Source organism: Romboutsia lituseburensis DSM 797 (assembly GCF_900103615.1).
GTDB classification, from domain to species: domain Bacteria; phylum Bacillota; class Clostridia; order Peptostreptococcales; family Peptostreptococcaceae; genus Romboutsia_F; species Romboutsia_F lituseburensis.
In genome coordinates, this window is record NZ_FNGW01000003.1 from 241436 (window position 1) to 257351 (window position 15916).

Annotated in this window: 16 protein-coding genes; 11 read left to right on the forward strand and 5 right to left on the reverse strand. The window is 26.8% G+C overall.

The window, feature by feature from the left end; all coding sequences use genetic code 11:
* Positions 1-73: 73 nt before the first annotated feature.
* Positions 74-946 carry a kinase gene (locus BLP75_RS06930; protein ID WP_092724924.1) on the forward strand — a complete coding sequence of 291 codons (873 nt, stop codon included), beginning with the start codon at positions 74-76 and terminating at the stop codon, positions 944-946.
* A gap of 95 nt (positions 947-1041) precedes the next feature.
* Here BLP75_RS06930 and BLP75_RS06935 read toward each other — a convergent pair whose 3' ends face one another.
* The 3 genes from BLP75_RS06935 to BLP75_RS06945 form a co-directional block, all read right to left on the reverse strand.
* Entirely contained in the window at positions 1042-2643 is a 1602-nt protein-coding gene (locus BLP75_RS06935) for a hypothetical protein (protein ID WP_092724925.1), read from the reverse strand.
* 3 nt (positions 2644-2646) lie between these two features.
* Positions 2647-3420, reverse strand: coding sequence for an ABC transporter ATP-binding protein (locus BLP75_RS06940; RefSeq protein ID WP_092724926.1), 774 nt, complete (start codon positions 3418-3420; stop codon positions 2647-2649).
* A 296-nt stretch (positions 3421-3716) separates the two neighbouring features.
* Complete coding sequence (locus tag BLP75_RS06945; protein ID WP_092724927.1) at positions 3717-3947, reverse strand: hypothetical protein; 231 nt, start codon at positions 3945-3947, stop codon at positions 3717-3719.
* Positions 3948-4302: 355 nt separating this feature from the next.
* Here BLP75_RS06945 and BLP75_RS06950 point away from each other — a divergent pair, with 355 nt between their 5' ends.
* Positions 4303-5568 carry an FAD-dependent oxidoreductase gene (locus tag BLP75_RS06950; protein WP_092724928.1) on the forward strand — a complete coding sequence of 422 codons (1266 nt, stop codon included), beginning with the start codon at positions 4303-4305 and terminating at the stop codon, positions 5566-5568.
* A gap of 238 nt (positions 5569-5806) precedes the next feature.
* Positions 5807-6790 (forward strand): DUF2804 domain-containing protein, encoded by a 984-nt coding sequence (locus BLP75_RS06955; protein WP_092724929.1) that lies wholly within the window; start codon positions 5807-5809, stop codon positions 6788-6790.
* A gap of 63 nt (positions 6791-6853) precedes the next feature.
* On the opposite strand, the gene BLP75_RS06960 is transcribed toward BLP75_RS06955, so the two are convergent.
* Positions 6854-7918 carry a 4Fe-4S dicluster domain-containing protein gene (locus BLP75_RS06960; protein ID WP_170139119.1) on the reverse strand — a complete coding sequence of 355 codons (1065 nt, stop codon included), beginning with the start codon at positions 7916-7918 and terminating at the stop codon, positions 6854-6856.
* Between the two features lie 256 nt (positions 7919-8174).
* Here BLP75_RS06960 and BLP75_RS06965 point away from each other — a divergent pair, with 256 nt between their 5' ends.
* The gene (locus tag BLP75_RS06965) at positions 8175-8369 is read left to right on the forward strand and encodes a helix-turn-helix transcriptional regulator (RefSeq protein ID WP_092724930.1); all 195 of its coding nucleotides are present in this window, start codon (positions 8175-8177) and stop codon (positions 8367-8369) included.
* A 2-nt stretch (positions 8370-8371) separates the two neighbouring features.
* Entirely contained in the window at positions 8372-8827 is a 456-nt protein-coding gene (locus BLP75_RS06970) for a DUF6773 family protein (RefSeq protein WP_092724931.1), read from the forward strand.
* A 102-nt stretch (positions 8828-8929) separates the two neighbouring features.
* Here BLP75_RS06970 and BLP75_RS06975 read toward each other — a convergent pair whose 3' ends face one another.
* Positions 8930-10006, reverse strand: a complete 1077-nt coding sequence (locus tag BLP75_RS06975; RefSeq protein ID WP_092724932.1) for a M24 family metallopeptidase — start codon at positions 10004-10006, stop codon at positions 8930-8932.
* Between the two features lie 379 nt (positions 10007-10385).
* Between BLP75_RS06975 and BLP75_RS06980 the strand changes: the two genes are divergently transcribed.
* The 6 genes from BLP75_RS06980 to BLP75_RS07005 all read left to right on the forward strand — a co-directional run bounded on the left by BLP75_RS06980 (position 10386) and on the right by BLP75_RS07005 (position 15891).
* Complete coding sequence (locus tag BLP75_RS06980) at positions 10386-10712, forward strand: hypothetical protein (RefSeq protein ID WP_092724933.1); 327 nt, start codon at positions 10386-10388, stop codon at positions 10710-10712.
* Positions 10713-10851: 139 nt separating this feature from the next.
* Complete coding sequence (locus BLP75_RS06985) at positions 10852-11895, forward strand: ABC transporter substrate-binding protein (RefSeq protein ID WP_092724934.1); 1044 nt, start codon at positions 10852-10854, stop codon at positions 11893-11895.
* Between the two features lie 226 nt (positions 11896-12121).
* Positions 12122-12532 (forward strand): hypothetical protein, encoded by a 411-nt coding sequence (locus tag BLP75_RS06990; RefSeq protein ID WP_092724935.1) that lies wholly within the window; start codon positions 12122-12124, stop codon positions 12530-12532.
* Between the two features lie 504 nt (positions 12533-13036).
* On the forward strand, positions 13037-13843 hold the full coding sequence (locus BLP75_RS06995) for an enoyl-CoA hydratase-related protein (protein ID WP_092724936.1): 807 nt from the start codon (positions 13037-13039) through the stop codon (positions 13841-13843).
* Between the two features lie 54 nt (positions 13844-13897).
* Positions 13898-14740 (forward strand): 3-hydroxybutyryl-CoA dehydrogenase, encoded by an 843-nt coding sequence (locus BLP75_RS07000; protein ID WP_092724937.1) that lies wholly within the window; start codon positions 13898-13900, stop codon positions 14738-14740.
* Between the two features lie 26 nt (positions 14741-14766).
* A complete protein-coding gene (locus BLP75_RS07005) occupies positions 14767-15891 on the forward strand; it encodes an acyl-CoA dehydrogenase (RefSeq protein WP_092724938.1) in 1125 nt (374 codons plus the stop codon).
* The last annotated feature ends 25 nt before the right edge of the window (positions 15892-15916 follow it).

Genomic DNA, 15916 nt, shown 5'->3' on the forward strand with positions numbered 1-15916 from the left:
CGCTTTAATAATCAAATATATAAATAAATAGTTATAAAATACAGAAATTTGATTATAGTAGGGGGATTTTAGAATGGTTACATTTGATATAAATGGTGCAATTGTAGAGTTTGATGAAAAATTAGATAATTATAACACTGTTAGAAAGTCGTTTAAGATATATGCAAAGAGAGCTAGTGAAGATTTTGAAAAAAATTGTTTAGAAAATTTTAAAAGTAAGAAATTATTATCAGAAAATGGATTAAAATTAGGGGCTGAATATATTGAGAGCGGATTAAAAAAAGCTATAGAAACAATTGTTGGATTTGACATAATAACAATTGATCTTGAAATTTTTAAAAATTCTTATTGTGAAAAATATCTAAACTATGAAAGACAATTTAATAATTTAAATAAAGAAGTTTTACTAAATAATAAAAGTAAAAAACATAATCATAAAATTTTTGATATTAAACCTATTGTAAAAAAATTAAGTCAGTATCTTTATGAAGATTGTTTTAATATACATTACGCAGTAGTTGATGCACTTATAGAAAATAATATTGATTCAATAAGTTGCTATATAGATAAATCTAGAAAACAAAAAGCAAAAGCTTTGTTTAATAATTATAAAGATGGATTTATAACTAAACCAGATGAATGGAAAGTAGTTAAGCAGATAATAGACTTAAATCCTTACAAAAAAGACGTATATGAATTTTTAGTAAAAGAAGATGGAGATTTTAGCCAAGAAATAGAAAGACTGACAAGTTACTTAGGATATGATATAAGCGAGCATAAAAATGTATTAATGGATACATATATAAAGAAAATAATAAAAGAAAATAGCTATGATATAGAGTCTGATAAAGAAAAAGTTGAAAAATATGCTAAATATATAGGATGCACAGATTGTTCTGTGTATCTAGCTAGAGTTGAAGCTATTTATACTTTTGAAAATGCATAGATATATATAATAAAAAGCTAACCTAAATTAAAATAAATTTAGGTTAGCTTTTTATTTTGATTGAAATACTTAAGCTCTTAAAAGTTATAATTAAATTACTTAACCCTAAAAGCTAGTTTATATAAAATTATATTTATAATTAAAAGAGCTATCATATAAATATTAAGTGGTAAAGTTCCAAATAGCGAAATAACAAAGTGAACACCTGCCATAATAAGAGTTAAAACTATCATTAAATAATTATCTAATATTGCATAATTTTTCTTAAATATATTAGGTGGTTGAGAAAATGGCAGATTTTTATTTAATATAACAAATGTACTTATAGCTATAAATATAGTAACTAAAAATATAATTATTAGATGTTGTACTTTACTTACTTCATAAATATTTATAAAGATAATACTTGAAATTATGTAAATAGGTATTATTATATTGGCTAAGCAAGCTTTAATAGCTGCTTTATGTACATTCATTTTATTTTTTATAGGTATAGTTTTATATATGTATGATGCATTATAATTTCTAGAAAATTTTAATGCTATTATTATCGTAGGAATTATAGTTACATAGCTATATAAAAATAAATAAATATATACACCCATATCTTCTACATATCTATCAAGAACTACAAAAAAACAAATTAAATTGGATCCAATAGTTGTATATACTGTAGCCTTAAAATCTCTATCAACTCTTATCATTCTAGAGAAAAAATTAAAAAATATTCTTTCTTCTTTATCTTTACATATAATCTTAGTCAATTTTATTGGAAATTTATATTTTTTTATATTTTTATTTGAGCTTTCATTATTGAGTTTTTGAAGATTTTTTTCAAATACTGGTGTAAGCTTTATATATATCAAAGCTGATATTAAAGGTATTACTAATGCTAAAAAAGAAAGTATTAATAATGTTTTATTTATATCTTTTGTTGCTATTATTTCAAGTAAAGATGCAAACCAAAAAGGTGGTAAAAAGTAAATAAGTTTTCCTAAATGAATGCTTTTAAATAAATTTATGCTTGTAGATAAATTCATAACAATTATATAAGCCAAACTAAAGGATACTGTAACTCCTATTTGTATAATAGTGATTGCATCTTTAAGTTTTGATCCAGTAAATAACTTTAGCAAAAGTAAATAAATTAGTCCAGAAAACATTAGCATAAAAATATTTATAAGAAATATTTCTATTAAGAATACTAAAGAAAAAAGTAATCCATATTTTAGTGATGCAATTAATGAAAATCCACTTAAAGCTATACTTATTTTTAACATGTATATCATAACATGTGTTATTTTAGATGCATTTAAAGTTTTTAAATCTATACCTCTAGTAGCTAATATAGATTTATCTTTAACATCTAATATCACAGATGAAAAATCGGACATGAAATTTGTAGATATAAAAAACATAAACATTGCAAAATAAGTAGCCATTGAGACTAAAGTATTTTTACTCATTATCACAATAAACATCATAAAAAATCCGATAATTGTATATATTATTTGAACTGTTTTATATTGATCTAAATATTGATCAAACTGTTGACGTCCTAATAAGTTAGAAGTTTTTCTTGAGTCTAATGTTAGTTTTACTCTTAATATTAATTTCATAGTATCATAATCAATACCAAGTTTTTCATATAAAAACCTAAATCTATCAAGTATATTTAGTGAAATAAAATTATTCATAATTTACACCTCTTTTATTACAGATATAAATTTTTTTGCAAGATTTTTATATTCACTAAATCCTGTAAGTTGATTAAAGATTTGTTCTAGGGATTTTTGATGTACACTTTCTTTTAAGTCATCAAAGCTTCCATCTGCAACAATAGCTCCATCATTTAAAAGTATGATTCTATCACTTATCTTTTCTACAATTTCCATTATATGTGAAGAGTAAAAAATAGTTTTACCTTCTTCTTTTAAACTTAGTAAGATTTCCTTTATTATCATTACGCTATTTGCATCTAATCCACTTAGTGGTTCATCTAAAAATAGTATATCTGGGTTATGTATTAGGCTAGATATTATAATAACCTTTTGTTTCATTCCTTTTGAAAAGGATTCTATTTTTGAGTTATAAACATCTTTTATTTCTAATATATCCATTAATTTATAAGCTTTTTTATCAGCATCATCATATTCTAATCCGTAAAGTTGTCCTATAAATGTTAAATATTCTCTAGCTGTTAAGCTTTCGTAAGTTTCTGCTACTTCAGGTACATATCCTATTCTTTTTTTATATACTTCTTCTTCAGATATATCTTCTCCAAATATTTTAACAACTCCTGTATAACCTTCAACTAAACCTAGTATTATTTTTACAGTTGTACTTTTTCCAGCGCCGTTTGGACCTATATATCCTATTATATTTCCCTTATCTATTTCAAGGTTTATTCCTTTTAAAACTTCTTTACCATCAAAGTTCATCTTTAAATCTTTTATAAGTATTGCTTTATCCATGACTTCTCCCCTTAACTGTATAAAACTTTATGCTTTTACTTAAGAATAAACTAAAAATAGTTTTTTACAATATTTTATGTATAAATGGTACTATTTTAGGTACGAATGGATAGTTTTTGATATTAATGTATTGGTTATTTTATTATAAATAATTATTAAATATTGAAATTTTATAAATTAGAGTAGGGATTATACAAAAAAGAAAGGAAATAGTTTTAAGTATTGTATAACAAGAAAAGTGCCTCTAAAATATTGAGACACCTTAAAATAAATATATTCTAAACTATATTAAAAATTTATAAATAGTATATTGTATCATCTTTATAAACATCATCTTCCATCTTTAAGTTATCCTCAGAAATTACATAATCAGAGTCATAATCTTCGTCATAAGTATTGTCGTAATCATAATCATCATCATATAACAAAATATCACTATCAGATAATAAATCATTAAAATTTATTAAGTCCAAAATCTTACTTCTTTTACCGTTGCATTTTTTTGATGATCTAAAAGAAATATTCATTTTAAGCACCTCGAGAATATAAATTTAATAAGTAGTATAAAACTACATTACTATTTATTATATTCAAATAAACTTATTTTAGTAATATATAAATAAAAAAATATAAAAATTTAACATTTTATATACATATAAAAAAATAAATACATAAAGTGAAAATAAAATATGTGAATTATCTGATAAATGTGACAAATGGAGTTGATATGTATTATAATTTTAATAGACAGAAATTAATAAAGACATTTATAAGTAAAACATTACATAAAAATTAAAGAATTATAACTAATAAAGTCATATTTATTTTAGCTTCTAAAGGTAGATTTGTTATAATGCTAAATCATTTATTAGGGGGATAAAGATGAGCAGTATAGGATACTTAACAGAATCTGCAAAATATTTTACAAAGGAAGAGGCAATCCAAGAAGCGAAGAGGTGCACATTATGTGAAGAGGCACATTGTAGCAAAGGTTGTCCAATTGGAAGTAATCCGAGAGAATTTATAGAACTTGTAGCTAAAGAAAAAATTCAGGATGCTATAGAACTTTTAAGAGAAAATAATCCGTTAGCTGGAATATGCTCAAGAGTTTGTCCCTATGAAACATATTGTGTTGGAGGATGCAAAAAAACATCTCTTAAAGAGCCAATAATGATACCATTTATTCAAAAGTTTTTAACTGAACATGAAAAGGACACAAATACTATAATAAAGAAAGAATCGATAGAACTATCAAGTGGCAAAAAAATTGCTATAATAGGATCTGGTCCATCTGGTCTTTCTGCTGCAGCATCTTTAGCAAAAAAAGGACATAAAGTAGTTGTATTTGAAGCTAGAGAAGATGTGGGAGGGTGGTTAAGTTATGGTATACCTCCTCATAGATTACCAAAGGAAATAATAAAAGAAGATGTAGAATATATAGAGAGTTTGGGAGTAGAGTTTATAACTAACTGTAGCATAGGAGATGACAAAACATTCGATGATTTAAGAAAAGGTGGATTTGATGCATTTCTAGTGTGTACAGGATTTAATAAAGGAAGAATATTAAAAGTAAAAGGACATGAGCTTAATGGTGTGTACGATGCGGTTAGTTTTTTAGCAGAAGCTAAGAGTAAAGATGGAAACATACCTACAGGTAAAAGTGCTATAATAATCGGTGGCGGAGATGTTGGTATGGATTGTGGTACGACAGCAAAGCTTATCGGGTATGATAAGGTAAGAGTTGTAGTTAGGGGTCCATTAGAAGAAATGACTGCAAGTAAGAAAGAGTTAAATTATTTACATAAAGTTAAAGTACCTGTATTTGATAACTTTGATTCAGTTCAAATAATTGGAGATAAAGATAATAAAGTTTGTGCTATGGAATTTAAAGGCGTAGATGATGGATCTAAATTAATATTAGATGCTGACACAGTTATATTTGCTGTAGGGCAGATGTCAGATGGAATTGAAAAAATTGCTCCTGTTGAAACTGATGATAGAGGAATTGTTATAACAAATAACTTTAAAACTAATATAGATGATATATTTGCAACAGGTGATATAGTAAAAGGAGATAAAACTGCTTGCTATGCAACTGCTCTTGGAAAAAGAGTAGCAATTGCAATAGACGAGTACTTAGCTAAGTAAATTAAATATTTAAATAAATTTTTTAGCTATTTTAAGGTAAAACTTAAAGTAGCTTTTTTTCATATATACAATTATAATAAAAGGATTATTAAGTTTAAAATTGCATTTTATATTAAAAAGTAATAATATTAATTAAAGAAAAATTCAGAAAATAATTTTTAAGATATAAAAATAAAGTTAAAATCATATAAATATATTTATTAAAGAATTATTATGAGTTGTTAAATGGGGGAATGTAATGAAAGAATTAAAAAACAAAAACTTTATATGTACAAAAGATGGAACTCTAAATAAAGAATCTATAGGGTGGAGTAGAAAGATATTTTCAAATTGTGATATAGATAGTGGATATTTTAGGAAAAAAATATGGAATCATTATATGTGGATGAGCGACAAATACATATGTGCATTTGCTATAGTAAAACTTGATTATGCAGGATTAATTTTTATAGACTTTTATGACTTAGAGGAAAAAAGGGAGATACATAAAAATATTACAATACCTTTATGTAATGGGATGATAATACACAACTCAGTAGGGTCTTATGCTCATTATCAAAACAAAGATATGTATTTTAACATAATAAGAGTACATGAAAAGCTACATGTTATGATTAAATGGAATGAAATAGATATAGATGCTAATTTTATATTACAAAAAGAGTCATTAAATGTATTAGTACCGTGGAGTGATAAAAAATATCACTATACATCAAAACAACTACCTCTAAAATCAAAGGGATATATATGCATAGGTCAAGATGAAAATGAAACTTTTAATTTAGAAGATTCTATAGGTTTTATTGATTACGGAAGGGGAATATGGGAAAGAGAAAAATCTTGGTATTGGTTAACTTGTGGATTTAAAAATGAAGATTTGAAAGTTGGACTAAACTTAGGTGGGAAATGGACTGACAATACAGGCGTAAATGAAAATGGTATAAAAATAAATGGTATCTTACATAAGATATATAGTGATGTTAACTTTGAAAAAATAGATGAAAATACTTGGTCTATAAAAAATAATCAAAATGAAGAAGAACAAATAGATTTGATATTTAAAGTAGAGTCTATAAATGATAAAAAAAATAATAAATTATTAGTCAAATCAAGTCTAAAACAGCATATAGGAAGGATAAATGGAGAAGTTAAAGTAAATGATGAAACTATTAAATTTAACGATGTTATCTGTTGGTTTGAAGACCACTATGCAAAATGGTAAATTAAAAATATACTGAGTTAAAATAAAAATATATTTTAACTCAGTATATTTTTATGCTAATCATTATCTAAGCCAAGGTGGATTACCTGGGACAAAAACTCTATTTCCAAATTTCTTTTTAAATTCTTTTAAAGCCTCATCAATAAGAGCTTTATTATTTTTAAATGTAGTTGCATTTTTTATGGTTTCTAAGTCTTGGCTAAATGGACAAGCTGAAATACACATACCGCAATCTGTACCTAAATATCTCCATTTTGTGTAGCATGATTCATGATCTATTACCCAATTATATTCTCCTAAGTTACTGATTTTATTATCATTACTTAATGAATGAGAAGGGCAGTTGAATGAACATTTTTTACACTCATTGCAAAAATCCTCTAATCCAAAGTCTTCATAGCCATCTTCCTCAAGTTCTAAATCAGTAGTAACTACACCTAGTCTTAGTCTAGAACCATATATTTTGTTAGTTAAAATAGCATTTCTACCAATATCTCCAAGACCTGCATCACGAGCTAAAAGTACTGGCATAACTAAATAGTTAGCATCCATGTGATTTCTAGCTTCATATCCAAGACTTCTTATAAAATAACTAAGAATCATACCTACAATAGATGCATCTACGTAACACTTGCTAGTTTCTATGACTTCACAAATCATAGGAGACCTATTTATCATTTCTTTGTTCATTTCACATCCAAATACAATTGCATACTTATGATTTAGATTAACTTCTTCACCATAGTTTTCCTCATGACGACCTCTATGAGTATATATATGTGATTCATTTAATTTAGTAATTCCCACAACACAAGCTCCATATTGTTTAGCAAATCCTTTTAATTTTTTAGTAATTGCTTTAGGATTTGTTTCAACCTTTGGTGAATTAACTTCTTTTTCACATAGATGTCTTATATCTTCTAAAAATTCAAAAGCACAGCTAGGCATTTTTGAATTTATTTCATTATAAGTCATAGTACCTTCCTCACATAAGTTAGGTCTAGATCTTAAACTATCATCAATTTCTTGTTTATCTGGATGTTTTGAATAATAATCTTGATAAGCTGAACTTCCCTTTTGATAGCTTGCTCTTGCAAACATAGTGTCTCTTTCGTCTATTCTCTTCATAATGTATCCCCCTAAATGACATTATTTTGTATAATACAATTATATAATAAAATACATATATTTACAAAAAATGAAAAAACTAAAAGTTAGATTATAATTTTATGGAATAGCTATTTCTATTAATTGAAATTTAAATATCAGAAAAGTAAGTATACTAATTGATATCTTTATAATGAATATTTTATATAACAAAATGCAATATATAGTTTACATTTTGTTATACTTATCATACTATATGTAATATAGGGAGGTTTTTATGAAAAATAAAAGAATGAAAATAGCTCGTATTGAATGTGATATGAAGCAAGACGATCTAGCCAAAGCAGTAGGGGTAACAAGGCAGACGATTGGTTTGATAGAGGCAGGAAACTATAATCCAACTCTAAATCTTTGTATTGCAATATGTAAAGCTTTAGGGAAAACCTTAGATGATTTATTTTGGGAGGAATAGAGATGAATAATATTAAAAATCAAGACGAAAGAGTTTTAGCTCAAAGAAGAAAAATTCAAAGTGATGGATTTCAATTATTAATATATGGATTGTTTTTAGTAATTATAGTACAGATGTTTTTTTTTCAAGCTCCACCGAGTCAATATTCAGGAGAACTTTTATGTTTAATAGGTGCTGGGTTTTATAATCTTATACGTAATTTAAAATTAGGTAATAATATTTTTGTTAATAATGAAGGATCATATAAAAGCTATTTTAAAAATGCTGCAATTTCAGGGATAGGAACTATGATTCTTGTTCCTATATTGACTGGTCAAAAACTAGAAGATGTTATTGGATTTTATATATCATACGCCATAGTTTATGTGGTGATGTTGTCTGTTATATATTATCTTAGCAAAAAGAAGGAAGAGAAAATTCAAAAAGAACTAGATATGGATGAAGATGATATTAATTAGTTTATGGTTATGATTAATCTTATAAGAAAAAACTCCAACAAATATATTAACCTTTATTTAAATTAATACAAATAAGGTTTAATACATGTTGGAGTTTGTTAATTATTTTATTATATTTAATTCTTTAGTATGTTTGTTTAGTATTTCATGTCCGTCTTCAGTTACTAATACTAAATCTTCTATTCTAACTCCGAATTCTCCAGGTAAGTAGATACCAGGTTCAACAGAGAATATCATTCCAGGCTTTAATACATCAGTATTTATAGCAGAAACATCTCCCATATCATGAGTTTCAAGTCCTATAGAGTGACCAGTTCTATGAGTGAAGTATTTTCCATAACCTTTTTCAGTTATATAATCTCTTGCGGCATTGTCTATATCGCAAAATCTCATTCCTGGCTTAACTAATGCTATAGCTCTTTTATTTGCTTCAAGTACTATTTCAAACACTTCTTTAGCTTTTTGAGGAGCTTCTTTATAAAATACTGTTCTAGTCATATCAGAGCAGTAGTTGTCTTTTATACATCCCATATCAAGTATAATACAGTCTCCAACTTTTACCTTAGCATCTGATGGATGAGCATGAGGATCAGCACCATTTGGACCATATCCTATTATTGGAGAGAATGAGAATCCATCTGCACCAAGTTCTTCATATATAGTAGCTAATTTTGAAGCCATTTCTTTTTCTGTTAAATCTTCAAGTAAAGCTTGTTGAAGCTTAACCATAGCCATATCATTTATTTGAGAAGCTTTTCTCATTAAATCTTTTTCCTCATCATCTTTACACATTCTTAAAGAGTCTATTATAAATGATGAATTTACATATTTGCAATTAGGGCAAGCATCCATTAAAGATAATAAGAATCTTGCTGGCCAATTTTTATCGATTCCGATTGTAGCATTTTTATCTATGTAATTTGAAACTATTTCTATTGCATTTTGAGTATCGTTAAACCAAACCTTTTCTACACCTAAATCTTCAGTAACAGGGAATAATTCATTTAAGAAAAATTTATGATCTCCGTTAGTATTTAGATAAAGGGCAATAAGCCTTTCGCCAGGGCTTATCATTTTACCTGTTAAGTAAAAGATTGATATTTTATCTGTTACTAACATTTGATGGATATTGTTTTCCTTCATTCCAGATAAAACTTTTTCTAATCTGTTTAATTTCATTGTTTGTTCCTCCTTGAGTAATATATAAACAAGTTATTATATATAATAATTAAATTATATAAAGCTTATTATACTACAAAAATATAAAATAGTAAAAATATTAATACTTCATTATGATTGAAATAATACAATGATTTTATTCATTAGACCCTATATATTACATAAAAAATACTAAGGAAATTATTTCATTATCCGTACAATTAATCAATGTAGATAGGTTATAGACTTAGACGGCATGGTATATGACGGTTTTGATAGCTTATGGTAAAATATATAAATAGGAGGAGGGTATCCTAAACTCTCCTCCTATTTACATGTAACATTTATTTTGAGTAATTATAGTGAAATACATAATTATATAAACAAGGGAGAAAAATTGATGGAAATTACAAGAGATGTAGTATTTGAATTATATGAAAAAATGTGTATAACAGAGACAGATAGAGTAATCAAGTTTTTAAAAGTAAATTTACAAATAACTGAATGTATGATGGAGTGGCATGAAAAAAGAAACCCTTATACATTAAGAACAAATATAGAAATTTTAAATATATTGATGAAAAAATTTCTAAATAAAAAAGAATTAGAAGAGTGTATAAAGTTATCTAATGTAGTAATTGCTAGAATCGGGCAAGTAGAACCTGAAGCCATTGTGTTTGAATCAATAATTAACCAATTAAAGGAAGAATTAACTCAAAACGAATAAATAAATCTTAGTAAGTATGTATAATTGAATTCGAATATAAAGAAATAATAAAAGAATGTAACACATCAAATTAGAATTAAATATTATATAGTATAATCAGAGTTTTAGCTTAAAAAATACTATATAAGAGGGGGATTCTATGTTCAAAAAAGTAGTGGCACTGGCTAGTTCATTGGCACTTAGTATGCTATGCTTTACTGGATGTGCACAAACAACAAATGAACAGCAAAAAACTGAGGATAAAAAATTAGATAAAGTTACTATAGCAGAGGTAACTCACTCAGTATTTTATGCACCACAATATGCAGCTGTAACTAAAGGATTTTTTGAAGAAGAAGGAATTGATATCGATATACTAAATACTCAAGGTGCAGATAAAACTATGGCTGCGCTTATTTCAGGAGAAGCACAAGTGGGGCTTATGGGACCTGAGGCATCGATTTATGTTTATAATCAAGGTAGTGACAACTACGCTATAAACTTTGCTCAACTTACTAAAAGAGATGGAAGTTTTTTGATAGCTAGAGATAAAATGCCTGATTTTAAATATGAAGACTTAAAAGGTAAAGAAATATTAGGTGGAAGAAAAGGTGGAGTACCTTTAATGACACTTGAGTATGTATTAAAACAACATGGGCTTAAAATTGGTGAAAATACAGCGGCTGGAGAAGTTAACGTAAGAACAGACGTGCAATTTGGAGTAATGACAGGAGCGTTTGTTGGTGGAGAAGCTGATTTTACAACAGCATTTGAACCAACTGGAACACAATTAGAAAAGGATGGTACAGGACATATAGTAGCATCAATCGGTCAAGATTCTGGAGAAATACCATATACTGCTTATTCTACAACTAAGTCTTTTATGAATGAAAATAAAGACTTAATACAAAGATTTACAAATGCAGTATATAAAGGCCAATTATGGGTACAAAGTGCATCTGATGAAGAAGTAGCAAAAGCTATGCAACCATTTTTCAATGATATGAGTTTAGATGATTTAGTATCTGTTGTAAAAAGATATAAAGAAGTAGATGCATGGAGCAAAGACCCTGTTCTTAAAGAAGAAAGTTTGAATAAATTAATGGAAGTAATGAAGGAAGCTAAAGAGTTAGATAAAGAAGCTCCTTATAAAGATATAGTAAATACAGATTTTGCAAACAATGCAGTAAAAAACGTTAAATAAATATAAAAAGGCTATGCAGGACAATTATTTCTTGCATAGCCTTTTTTTATCATTAATCTATATGCCTAATATATAAAAGAAAAAATATAATAAGATTAATTATTTAAAAAATAAAAAATTTAGAAATTTAATAATATTGATTCTTATATAAATTTTATACTGTATAGAATACATACCAAAAAAAAGTCAAATAATAAAAATATTATTACGTTTATAGGAGGTATTTATGTATAAAAAAATAGTATGTTTTATAGGAGTTTTTATATTATGTACTAGCATATCATTTGCTAATACAAAAGATAACATAAAAGACATAGACTTAATGTCTAATTGTTTAAATACACTTTTTTTATCAATAATTAAAGGTGATAGTTATGAACAGACTGAAAAGGATATAAAGTTTATAGAAACACAAGTAATTAGAGAAAGGAAAGAAATACTAACTGCTCTTAAAAACACAAAAGGTAATGAAAAATCAGATTATTTAGCACTACTTTCAATTTTAAACTATTATGAAATTTCAACAATAAAAATACGAGATTTTTTTGAAAATAATAATAGTCAATCCCTTATTTTAGCGGTATCAACATATAACGAAGGTAATTCAATCTTAGACATACTTAAATCAAAATCATAAAAAGTTAAGTACTTTTTCTATATAATCTTTTATCAAAATACATCTCATGTATAATTAAAAATTATGAAATATTTTAAATCTATAGTGTTTAAGTAGTTGAATTTACTAACGTTATAACTATGTATTTAACAAATTAAAATACATATATATAAATAGATTAAATAAAGATTATTCAAATAATGAAATTGAAAATATCAAATAATGCAAATTTCTCAAAATAATATTAAATAATTTTTTAAAAAGGCTATGTCAAAGGTTTGTTTTTGACATAGTCTTTTTATGTGCAATTAAAAGGTAAACAGGCTTAAAACTAAGGTTAGTACAGTAAAAAAGAGATTTCTAAATATATAAATTAATTATTAATATATAAATTTTAAATTTAAACTATGAATAGTTTTTAAAAATAAATGTCAAATAAGCAACGAAAAAAATTGATTATATATTTTATTATCATATATAAAAAAAATTTTCATATAATTTACTATTAAATAAGATTTGAGGGAGATGGTTAGAGTGTTTAAAAATTTGATTTGTGAAAAGCATGACAATATATATGTAATAAAAATAAGTAGGGAGAAGTATTTAAACTCATTAAGTGAAGAAGTCTTAAAAGAATTAGAAATGGCAGTAGATATTTTAAATGATGATGAAGAGGTATATGTTGGTGTAATAATTGGACAAGGTAAGGCGTTTGTAGCAGGGGCAGATATAGATGCTATGAAAGATATGAATTTTGAACAAGCTAGAAGATTTTCTAAATTAGGAACAGAGCTTTTTAGAAAAATAGAAAATTGTGATAAGCCAATAATCGCAGGAATAAATGGTTTTTGCTTAGGTGGAGGATTAGAACTTGCTATGAGTTGTGATTTAAGAATAGCATCAACTAAAGCTAAGTTTGGTCAAGTAGAAACAAACCTTGGAATACTTCCAGGATTTGGAGGTACTCAAAGATTACCTAGAATAGTAGGAATAGGTAAAGCAAAAGAACTTATATATACAGCAGACATTATAAAAGCAGATGAAGCATTAAATATAAAACTAGTAAACAAAGTTGTTGAACCTGATAACTTATTACAAGAGTGTATAGATTTAGGTAAAAAGATATCATCAAAAGGACAATTAGCAATAAGATATGCAAAATGCGCAGTAAATAAAGGATATGAGATAGACCTTGATAATGCTATTAACTTAGAAAGCTACTTATTTGGATTATGTTTTGCAAGTTATGATCAAAAAGAAGGTATGAGCGCATTTTTAGAAAAAAGAGATGCTAAATTTGATATACAAAAAGATATATCTAACAATAAATAAATTATTATAAAGACTATTGATTGTAAACAACCAATAAATAAGGGGGTAAATGATATGAAAATAATGGTAATAGGAAGCGGAACTATGGGAAGTGGAATAGCTGAGGTTTTAATAGCTAATAACCACCAAGTAGTACTTAGAGATATAGATCAAGAAAATATGGAAAAAGGTGTATTAAGAATTACAAAAAACTTAGAAAAACAAGTTGCAAAGGGAAGATTAGAAGAAGATAAAAAAAGCGAAATGTTAAAAAGACTTGTAGGAACAACCGATATTAAGGAAGCTATGGATTGTGATTTAGTAATCGAAGCTATAGTTGAAAATATGGAAGTTAAAAAGAAATTATTTAAAGAATTAGATTATATATGTAAAAAACAAACAATCCTTGCAACAAATACATCATCATTATCAATAACAGAAATTGCTTTATCTACTAATAGACCAGATAAAGTAATAGGAATGCATTTCTTCAATCCTGCACCAATTATGAAGTTAATAGAAATAATTGACGGTATGTTAACATCTCAAGAAACTCACGATACTATCTTTGAATTATCAACAAACTTGAAAAAAAATCCTGTAAGTGTTAAAGAAGCGCCAGGATTTATAGTTAATAGAATATTAATACCTATGATAAATGAAGCAGTAGGTATTTTAGCTGAAGGTGTAGCAAGTGCTAAGGATATAGATGATGCTATGAAGTTAGGTGCGAATCATCCAATAGGGCCATTAGCGTTAGGTGATCTTATAGGATTAGATGTATGTTTAAATATAATGGACGTATTATACAGTGAATTTTCAGATTCAAAATATAGAGCTCATCCATTACTTAGAAAAATGGTAAGAGGGGGATTATTAGGAAGAAAAACTAAAAAAGGTTTCTATGATTATCAATAATTAAAAAAGTATGGGGGTTAATTATTATGGATAAATATGAATTATTAAAACAAATGTATAGAGAGTTCACGGTAAGTGAAGTAGCTCCTATTGCACATGAAATAGATGAACAAGAAAAATTTCCATTTGAGACAGTAGATAAAATGGCTGAGTGCGGTATGCTAGGTATACCTTTCCCTAAAAAATATGGTGGAGAAGGTGGAGATTATTTTGGATATACTTTAGCAGTTGAAGAGTTATCTAAAGCTTGCGGTACTACTGGAGTAATATTATCGGCTCATACTTCATTAGGTGCTTCTCCTATATATGAATTTGGAACAGAAGAACAAAAACAAAAATTCTTAGTACCACTTGCTAAGGGTGAAAAACTAGGTGCTTTTGGACTTACAGAACCTAATGCAGGTACTGATGCTTCAGCGCAACAAACTACAGCAGTAGAAGATGGAGATTACTACATATTAAATGGAAGTAAGATCTTTATAACTAATGCAGGTGTTGCAGATATATATATAGTTATGGCAATGACAGATAAATCAAAAGGAACACGTGGTATAACAGCATTTATAGTTGAAAAAGATACTCCTGGATTTAGCATAGGTAAAAAAGAGAAGAAATTAGGAATAAGAGGTTCTTCAACATGTGAACTTGTATTTGAAAATTGCAAAATTCCTAAGGAAAACTTACTAGGTAAAGTAGGCCAAGGATTTAAAATAGCGATGAAAACACTAGACGGAGGACGTATAGGAATAGCTGCTCAAGCTTTAGGAATAGCTCAAGGAGCACTAGATAAAACAGTAGAGTACGTAAAAGAGAGAAAGCAGTTTGGAAGAAGTATATCAGCTTTCCAAAATACGCAATTTGAACTTGCTAATATGAAAACTAAGATAGAAGCTGCAAGACTTTTAGTGTACCAAGCAGCTAATAAAAAAGATGAAGGTAAGCCTTTTAGTGTAGAAGCAGCGATGGCTAAATTATATGCAGCAGAAGTTGCTATGGAAGTTACTACAAAAGCAGTTCAACTTCATGGTGGATATGGATACACTCGTGAATATGATGTAGAAAGAATGATGAGAGATGCTAAAATAACTGAAATCTATGAAGGAACAAGCGAAGTTCAAAGAATGGTTATAAGTGCAGATTTATTAAGATAGAAGTTTGATAAAAGAGGAAGGGGAT

Bases quoted from the DNA above. Each gene is read 5' to 3' on its own strand.
- BLP75_RS07000 (WP_092724937.1), top strand. From the start codon at position 13,898: ATGAAAATAATGGTAATAGGAAGCGGAACTATGGGAAGTGGAATAGCT.
- BLP75_RS06930 (WP_092724924.1), top strand. From the start codon at position 74: ATGGTTACATTTGATATAAATGGTGCAATTGTAGAGTTTGATGAAAAA.
- BLP75_RS07005 (WP_092724938.1), top strand. From the start codon at position 14,767: ATGGATAAATATGAATTATTAAAACAAATGTATAGAGAGTTCACGGTA.
- BLP75_RS06985 (WP_092724934.1), top strand. From the start codon at position 10,852: ATGTTCAAAAAAGTAGTGGCACTGGCTAGTTCATTGGCACTTAGTATG.
- BLP75_RS06960 (WP_170139119.1), bottom strand. From the start codon at position 7,918: ATGAAGAGAATAGACGAAAGAGACACTATGTTTGCAAGAGCAAGCTAT.
- BLP75_RS06970 (WP_092724931.1), top strand. From the start codon at position 8,372: ATGAATAATATTAAAAATCAAGACGAAAGAGTTTTAGCTCAAAGAAGA.
- BLP75_RS06935 (WP_092724925.1), bottom strand. From the start codon at position 2,643: ATGAATAATTTTATTTCACTAAATATACTTGATAGATTTAGGTTTTTA.
- BLP75_RS06945 (WP_092724927.1), bottom strand. From the start codon at position 3,947: ATGAATATTTCTTTTAGATCATCAAAAAAATGCAACGGTAAAAGAAGT.
- BLP75_RS06950 (WP_092724928.1), top strand. From the start codon at position 4,303: ATGAGCAGTATAGGATACTTAACAGAATCTGCAAAATATTTTACAAAG.
- BLP75_RS06965 (WP_092724930.1), top strand. From the start codon at position 8,175: ATGAAAAATAAAAGAATGAAAATAGCTCGTATTGAATGTGATATGAAG.
- BLP75_RS06975 (WP_092724932.1), bottom strand. From the start codon at position 10,006: ATGAAATTAAACAGATTAGAAAAAGTTTTATCTGGAATGAAGGAAAAC.
- BLP75_RS06995 (WP_092724936.1), top strand. From the start codon at position 13,037: ATGGTTAGAGTGTTTAAAAATTTGATTTGTGAAAAGCATGACAATATA.
- BLP75_RS06980 (WP_092724933.1), top strand. From the start codon at position 10,386: ATGGAAATTACAAGAGATGTAGTATTTGAATTATATGAAAAAATGTGT.
- BLP75_RS06940 (WP_092724926.1), bottom strand. From the start codon at position 3,420: ATGGATAAAGCAATACTTATAAAAGATTTAAAGATGAACTTTGATGGT.
- BLP75_RS06955 (WP_092724929.1), top strand. From the start codon at position 5,807: ATGAAAGAATTAAAAAACAAAAACTTTATATGTACAAAAGATGGAACT.
- BLP75_RS06990 (WP_092724935.1), top strand. From the start codon at position 12,122: ATGTATAAAAAAATAGTATGTTTTATAGGAGTTTTTATATTATGTACT.